The sequence below is a fragment of the Blautia sp. BIOML-A1 genome (assembly GCF_009883055.1).
Classification (GTDB): Bacteria; Bacillota; Clostridia; order Lachnospirales; family Lachnospiraceae; genus Blautia_A.
This window is the reverse complement of the sequence record NZ_WWVR01000018.1, coordinates 48,675-56,683: the sequence shown is the minus strand read 5'-3', so window position 1 is coordinate 56,683 and position 8,009 is coordinate 48,675. Positions and strand designations below refer to the sequence as shown.

Genomic DNA, 8,009 nt, shown 5'->3' with positions numbered 1-8,009 from the left:
TATTTTGTTTCAACTCACAGTCGGTAATTTCACAGAGTCTGACATGTCAGCAACATGCTGACTGTGATTTGCCTCATATCAGTGGGGGATACCGATTTCTCTCCGCCCTCCACTGCCGTTCATTTTCTTGTTTGCAATTCATCTCACCACCTATAGAGGTGGGAGAATCCTTGTTATATCTTGTTAAAACAGTAATTGCTTAATATTCTTTTCAGGGTCTGGGATATCTTCCTTTTTCTAGAAATGCAGTTGTCCCTGAAGCCAGATGTTTCCGCGGAAGCGCCTTCCGACAGCCGGTTCACCCAGAAGATCTTTTTTATTCATGCAGATATCAAATTGCATGTTATTGCTCTCTACGGTCATCTGAATCAGTTCCTCATTTGTCATCTCATTGCGAGTATGATGTATTTCCCGGATTTCTCCCAGAATTCCATACTGGTCACACTGAATTCCGTGAGGCATAAAGTATGAATCTACAATTGTAAAAATATCTTCGTTTACAATTCTATGGGAGATCATGGAGTACGTGTCCATATCTTCCATTGTAAGACTTTCCATTGCTTCTTCATCACCATTTCTGGCTGCCTCGATCAGGGAACTACGATTCTTGCTGGTCTCCTGTTCTACTTTTACTGCTTCTTTATCTTTCAAAACAGGAAGAAGAATTCGTCCCTCATCTGCCAGACCGGATAAGGTCAGTGGTTTATTCAAAACATTATCTTTATGCTTCTCCAGCATATATTTTGCACCGTTCTGTAAGTAAAAAATCAGAGTAATTCCTATTCTCAGATCATCACAGGCACCCGCAAAAGCTTCTTTATCTGCATATCTCTCTACTGTCACCGGTTCATTTGTCGTAATCCCATTTCCTCTGAAGAAGGGATAATAATATTCCACGTGAAACCTGTTATCATCGTCGTACTGACCACAAACAGTAATTCCGCAGTCGTATCCATAGCACTTGGAGAATTCAGCAAAAGTACCATCCGGATGATCTTCTACCAGATTTTTCTCATCGTAGTTGCGTATAACATCCAGAATGATTTCTTTCATCTCGGTACGTTTCTTTATCTTGGAAAAACCGACCGCCTTTAAATAACTGTGCAAAAGTATACCTCCATTCCTTTATGCGCGGGTCTTTTTTTCAATTTTCTTCATACCGCCCATATATGGCTGCAGTGCTTCCGGAATATTTACGGATCCGTCAGCGTTCAGGTTATTTTCCAGGAATGCGATCAGCATTCTCGGAGGAGCTACTACGGTGTTGTTCAGTGTATGTGCAAGATATTTCTTACCATCTTTTCCATTTACACGGATTCTCAGACGACGTGCCTGTGCATCACCAAGGTTGGAGCAGCTTCCTACTTCGAAGTATTTCTTCTGTCTTGGAGACCATGCTTCTACATCGAGGGATTTTACTTTAAGGTCTGCCAGGTCACCGGAGCAGCATTCCAGTGTACGAACCGGAATATCCAGGGAACGGAACAGATCAACTGTATTCTGCCACAGTTTTTCAAACCACATCGGGCTTTCTTCCGGTTTGCAGACAACGATCATTTCCTGTTTTTCAAACTGATGGATACGATAAACGCCTCTTTCTTCCAGTCCGTGTGCACCTTTTTCTTTACGGAAGCATGGAGAGTAGCTTGTCAGTGTCTTTGGAAGTTCTTCTTCCGGAACGATCTGATCGATGAATTTACCGATCATGGAATGCTCACTTGTTCCGATCAGATACAGATCTTCGCCTTCAATCTTATACATCATTGCATCCATCTCAGCAAAACTCATTACGCCTGTTACAACGTTGCTTCTGATCATGAAAGGAGGTACACAATAAGTAAATCCACGGTTGATCATAAAGTCACGGGCATATGAAATAACTGCGGAATGAAGTCTTGCAATATCTCCCATCAGATAGTAGAAGCCATTACCTGCAACACGTCTTGCGCTGTCCAGATCAATTCCGTCAAAGTTTTCCATAATCTCTGTATGGTATGGGATTTCATAATCCGGAACTACCGGCTCGCCGAATCTCTCGATTTCTACGTTTTCGCTGTCATCTTTTCCAATCGGTACGGACGGATCGATAATGTTTGGAATAACCATCATGTTTTTGAGAAGTTCTTCTTCTACTTCTTTTTCTCTTGCAGAAAGTTCATCAATTCTTGCACCGGATGCAGCAACCTGTTTCTTAACTTCTTCTGCTTCTTCGCGTTTTCCCTGTCCCATCAGAGCACCAATCTGTTTGGAGATTTTATTTCTTTCTGCTCTGAGAGCTTCTACTTCCTGTTTGATTTCTCGATTTTCTTTGTCTAATTCGATAACTTTATCTACCAGCTCCAGTTTGCTATCCTGGAATTTATTTCTGATATTCTGTTTTACTACTTCCGGGTTTTCTCTCACAAATTTAATATCTAACATTTTTCTCCTCCTGAAAATAAATGATTGATTATTTGTAACTGTTCAGTACCCTCACAGTTACGATTATTTTTCTTTTTTCTTTTCATTGACTTCACCAAGTCCAAAGTTTACTGCCTTACGGAGTGCCTCTACTTCTTCCTGACTGAGCATCACATAGGATTCACCTTTTACGATTTCTTTTAAATAAAGGAAGCAGTTATCGCGGCTGTGGACAGCATTGAGGATCACTCCTGTATTTTCTCTGTCCAGTAATGCCAGTGCAAAACTCAGTTTACCTCCAACATCATCAAATGCATCGTATTTTTCGACGCCATATTTACTGTAAAGCAGTTTGAAATGTTTTGCCAGAGTGCGTATTGCCTGTTCATGTTCTTCTTTTGTTTCATACAGATGATCGATCTGTGCGAATTTTCGAACGAAGGTTTTCTCCAATGACTGTGCATCGCTTCCCTTCATAAACATTTTGTATTTTCGCTCCAGTCGGGTTAATCTCATGTTGCTGCTTATAGTTGTTCCGATCAGCACGAGAACTACAATAAGCAACACGATAATAACAATTCCAGGATCAATACCAATACTATCAAAAATTGTACTCATATAATACCCCTTTTATCTGATAGATTCAAATAAATCTATGATTCTGTCCAGGTCATCCCTTGAATAGTATTCAATTTCTATCTTTCCCTTATTGTTCTTCTTTCTGTGAATAAATACTCTCGTTCCTGTGATGTTCTTCATTTTTTCTTCGAGTTTCTCGTAGATTGCATCCTCTGCTGAATTACCTGTCCCGGTTTCTTTTTTCTTTGATGGATTCAGGATGGTTTTTACCAGTTTTTCTGTCTCTCTTACGCTGAGTTTTTCATCAAAGATCCGCATTGCCACAGAATACTGCTTTTCAGCATCTGAAATTCCAAGAAGTGCACGGGCATGTCCTGCTGAAATCATCTCATCTACCATCATCTGCTGTACTCTTGCATCCAGCTTCAAAAGGCGAAGAGAGTTTGTTACAGCGGTTCTGCTCCTGGATACTCTCTCTGCGATCTCATCCTGTTTCAGTTTAAATTCATCGATCAGGCGTCTATATGCCATTGCCTCTTCAACAGGATTCAGGTCTTCTCTCTGAATGTTCTCTATCAGTGATATTTCTACGATTTCCTGAGCGGAAAATTCTTTGATCACTACTGGAATCTCTTTCAGACCTGCCATCTTCGCTGCCCGCCATCTTCTTTCACCGGCAACGATTTCATAATAATCTTTCTTGTCAGATACGAGCAGGGGCTGCAAAACTCCGTACAGCTTGATTGATTCAGACAGTTCAAGGAGTGCATCTTCGTCAAATTTCTTGCGTGGCTGTTCACGATTTGGCTCTACTTTTGAAATCTTGACAAGTGTTTCACCTTTTACGGTCGGTTCGGTTTCTGTTGTCTTTTCTCTTACGGTATTCGTCTTTGCTCTGGAGTTTCTTACCGTTTTGGGCTTTTCCTGTGAAGTCTTTTCCGGAAAGAAAGCATCCAGACCTCTTCCAAGTCCTGATTTTTTTCCTGCCATTATTTATCCTCCCTGTTGATCACTTCTTCAGCCAGAAGGCGATATGCTTCTGCTCCGGCTGATCTTGAATCGTACAGATTGATAGGTTGTCCGTAACTCGGAGCTTCTGCAAGTCTGACATTTCTTGGAATAATGGTTTTGTAAATATTCTGCTCGAGATTGTCCTTAACGTTTTCAACCACCTGCAATGACAGATTGGTTCTTGCATCGTACATAGTAAATACTACACCTTCCATCACAAGCTTCTTATTTAATCTGTCTTTTACAAGGTCGATTGTATGTATTAACTGTGAGAGTCCCTCCAGTGCATAGTATTCACACTGAATCGGTACAAGAACTGATGTTGCTGCTGTCAGAGCATTGATCGTCAGCATGTTTAATGACGGTGGGCAATCCATGATGATGTAATCGTATTTTCTTCTGAGCTTTTCTGTTATTTTTCTCAGAATATACTCTTTATCATCCATGTTGATCAGTTCAATTTCTGCACCGGATAAATTTATATTGGATGGAATTAAATCCAGGTTTTCTACCACATCTTTTACAATTGTTTTTTTGACATCGGCCTCTCCAAGAAGCAGTTCATACAGAGTATTTTCTACACCATTTTTGTCTACGCCCAATCCGCTGGTTGTATTTCCCTGTGGGTCAATATCAATTGCCAGAACCTTTTTCCCTTTTTCGGCAAGGCATGCAGAAAGATTGATTGCAGTTGTGGACTTTCCAACTCCGCCTTTCTGGTTGGCTACTGCTATAATTCTTCCCAAAGTTCATCCTCCTTTCAAAATCATTCGCGACTAATCAATTATAGCACTTTTATCATTATTGTTCCACACAATGTTTCACGTGAAACATTAAAAATTTAGGAAAATTTTTACAAGCATATATTTCTATAGCAGCTGTTCTGTCTTATAGCACTTATAAAATGTTTCACGTGAAACATAATGTGAAACACATTAATCGTTTTTAGTTTACATAATATATATTTGTCAGGAGATTCTCATTTTTTGTCTTTTCTACAAACACATTTGTTTTTTACTGTTCTTTTCTCTGATACCTGATATTCTCTTTTATCTTTCTATTTTTCCCTCTATCTGCTTCATCGCACTATTTTTTCCCTGTATTCGGACCCTGGCTGGCACTTTTTCCACATAATTGTATATTTTTTTTATAATTATTCACCTGTGTTGATAATAAAATACCGCTACCTGAGTTCTGTCCCTTAATTGCAGTTTATCCAATATGGTACTCAGATAATTTCTGATAGTTCCTTCACTCAAAAACAGCTCTGCCGCAATTTCTCTGTTGCTGTATCCATCTGCGATCAACCGGATAATCTCCTGTTCTCGTTCATTGATTCCATAACTGCTGTAATCGAACTTTTCTTCCTTCCTGATCAGCTCTGGTATCTTAGATACGATTTCTTTCCCAAAAACCGTCTGTCCGGAGTTTACTGCCTGCAGTGCTGGAAGAATACTGGCATAATCCTGCTTCAGAAGATATCCTTTTGCCCCTAATCGAAGTGCTCTTACTATATATTCATCATCCAGAAATGTCGTCAAAAGCAGGATTTTTGCCTCTGGACATTCCTGCAGGATGTGTTCAGAAGCCTCCAATCCATTCATTCCTTTCATCCGAATATCCATCAGCAGTACATCCGGGCAATACTGTCTGTACAGTCTGCACGCATCTTCTCCATCAATTCCAGTTGCAATCACCTCAACATCCCCATTGATCTGCAAGATCGTCTTCAACGCTTCTGTCACCAGACAATCATCATCTACAATTACTATCTTCATCTTAATTTTTCCCTCATTTTTACTGTTCTAGTCCTGTTGTTTTGGAATTGCGGCAAATATTCGAAATCCATTTTCCCCATTGATCTGCAAGGTTCCTCCAAGCGAGGTTACCCGTTCCTGCATGTTTTTTAATCCTATGCCTTCGCTGTCTGCTTCCTTTTCTGAATATCCTTTTCCATTATCTTCGATGCAAAGCTGATACAATGCCGGATGCTCTCTAAGTACTATTTTTACGGCTGTTGCATTACTATGTTTTATAACATTCGACAGTGCTTCTTTTATAATGACCGCAAAGCAGTATTTGATGTTATTGGGTATTATTTCGGACATATCATATTCCACCGTGCAATTTTCAAAGTCCTTTGTAAGTCCCTCTATTATCTCTCTGAGATTTTCAGATGTATCATGAAGATTATGTACGCTTGAGCGTATACTGTTCATAGCAGAATTAAGAGATGTATCCAGTCCTTCCAGCAGACTTTCCATATTTTTGTCCCGATTTACGGTCTTTGCCGCACCGGTTAATAAGATAGTCCTTGAAAGCAAATGTCCTACATTATCATGGATTTCGCGGGCAATTCGGTTTCTCTCACGAAGTGTTGCCGCATAAATTTCATAATTTTGTTTTTCCTGCAATGCTTTATTTTTTTCTGCAAGAAGCAGGGTACGTTCTTCGCTGTCATCTTTTATTCTTCTTATTTCAAAGTACATTTTATCGCACTTTATTGCATCAGTCGCTAATATCCACGCTAAAGCCTCTATAATCAGTAATATAGTTGTCATTATTGGCAAAGATGTATCATTTTTTATCAGTATTATTGTTCCCAGAACCCCTCCTGAAAGTGTCGTCACCGTCTCCTGTTCTCTTACGAGAATATAGATCAATACGGGACAGAACAATCTTATTTCCGGCATTACAAAAAATGATACCGCAAATATACTCCATAATAAGATTTTGGTGTATTTCCTGTCAAAGAAGTAACTGCCACATATTAATATCACTGTCTCCAACATTGCCAGTATCAGCCCTCTGTTCAGGCCGAGTGTACATAATGGCAGGATTCCTCCCAGAAAAAGTATTCCTGTATCTCGAAAATACCTCATCACTCAATTCCTCACTATTTTATTGATACTGCTGCAAACAATCACGTAAAAACATCTCTGTTCAGAATCATTATAATATATTCCCCTGCTACATACAAAGTGACAAATGTCACGTCTCTTTGGTGACATCACGCACTTGGTATTCTTTCTGATTTCTTTTATAATGATTTTATAACCTCAAATTATATGAAACCGGAGGAACTATTATGATTCATATAGAAAATCTTGTAAAACGCTATGGCGATCTGGTTGCTCTGAACCATCTCAGTCTGGATATCAAAGAAGGAGAGATCTTCGGTCTTCTTGGTCCGAACGGTTCCGGCAAAACAACTGCGATCAACTGTCTCCTTTCTCTGCTGAAATATGATAAGGGCGACATCGAGATCTTCGGACAGAAAATGACGCCTGACAACTACGAAGTCAAGCAGCAGATTGGTATCGTACTGCAGAATGTAGCGGTTTTTGATGAGCTGACTGTATCTGAAAATATCGATTATTTCTGCGGTCTGTACATACATGACAAAAATCGGCGAAAGGAACTTGTCGAAGAAGCCATCCGGTTTGTCGGACTGGAGGACTACCGCAAAACACGACCTCAAAAGCTTTCCGGCGGTCTTCTCAGAAGGCTCAATATTGCCTGTGGAATCGCTCACAAACCACGGCTTATCATCCTCGATGAGCCTACTGTCGCCGTAGATCCGCAAAGCCGCAATAAAATCCTGGAGGGCATTCAGGAATTAAACCGCCAGGGTTCCACGATCATCTACACTTCACACTATATGGAAGAGGTCGAACAGATCTGTACACGAATCGCGATCATGGATCACGGACGCGTCATCGCATCCGGAACCACTGAAGAATTAAAGAAAATGATCAAAACCGGCGAAACGATCACCGTCGAAGCTCTTCTTCTGACCGAAAAGCAACTTCAGGATATCCGAAATCTTCCCCATGTATTTGATGTACATTATGAAGATCAGATCCTCACTCTTCGCTGCACCGGTGCACAGCATAACCTGATCCGGATTCTGAATTACCTCCAGAGCCAGAATCTCACATTTGGCAGGGTTTTCTCTGAACTTCCTACACTGAATGATGTATTTCTTGAAATAACGGGAAAACAGCTTCGTGATTGAT

8 protein-coding genes are annotated in these 8,009 nt (G+C 40.3%); 1 reads left to right on the top strand and 7 read right to left on the bottom strand.

Annotated features, from left to right (window positions below; genetic code table 11):
- Window positions 1-237: 237 nt before the first annotated feature.
- The 7 genes from GT674_RS09780 to GT674_RS17400 form a co-directional block, all read right to left on the bottom strand.
- Complete coding sequence (locus GT674_RS09780; RefSeq protein WP_161285513.1) at window positions 238-1,107, bottom strand: DUF3881 family protein; 870 nt, start codon at window positions 1,105-1,107, stop codon at window positions 238-240.
- A gap of 18 nt (window positions 1,108-1,125) precedes the next feature.
- Complete coding sequence (serS, locus tag GT674_RS09775) at window positions 1,126-2,421, bottom strand: serine--tRNA ligase (protein ID WP_161285512.1); 1,296 nt, start codon at window positions 2,419-2,421, stop codon at window positions 1,126-1,128.
- 63 nt (window positions 2,422-2,484) lie between these two features.
- Entirely contained in the window at window positions 2,485-3,018 is a 534-nt protein-coding gene (locus GT674_RS09770; protein WP_161285511.1) for a DUF4446 family protein, read from the bottom strand.
- Window positions 3,019-3,030: 12 nt separating this feature from the next.
- Window positions 3,031-3,969 (bottom strand): ParB/RepB/Spo0J family partition protein, encoded by a 939-nt coding sequence (locus GT674_RS09765; RefSeq protein ID WP_161285510.1) that lies wholly within the window; start codon window positions 3,967-3,969, stop codon window positions 3,031-3,033.
- A complete protein-coding gene (locus GT674_RS09760; protein WP_161285509.1) occupies window positions 3,969-4,736 on the bottom strand; it encodes a ParA family protein in 768 nt (255 codons plus the stop codon). The genes GT674_RS09765 and GT674_RS09760 overlap by 1 nt, the downstream gene beginning before the upstream one ends.
- 411 nt (window positions 4,737-5,147) lie before the next feature.
- Window positions 5,148-5,768 (bottom strand): response regulator, encoded by a 621-nt coding sequence (locus GT674_RS09755; protein WP_161285508.1) that lies wholly within the window; start codon window positions 5,766-5,768, stop codon window positions 5,148-5,150.
- Window positions 5,769-5,795: 27 nt separating this feature from the next.
- Window positions 5,796-6,620 carry a sensor histidine kinase gene (locus GT674_RS17400; RefSeq protein ID WP_302025150.1) on the bottom strand — a complete coding sequence of 275 codons (825 nt, stop codon included), beginning with the start codon at window positions 6,618-6,620 and terminating at the stop codon, window positions 5,796-5,798.
- A 458-nt stretch (window positions 6,621-7,078) separates the two neighbouring features.
- Between GT674_RS17400 and GT674_RS09745 the strand changes: the two genes are divergently transcribed.
- Window positions 7,079-8,008 carry an ABC transporter ATP-binding protein gene (locus GT674_RS09745; RefSeq protein WP_161285506.1) on the top strand — a complete coding sequence of 310 codons (930 nt, stop codon included), beginning with the start codon at window positions 7,079-7,081 and terminating at the stop codon, window positions 8,006-8,008.
- Window position 8,009 lies beyond the last annotated feature (1 nt).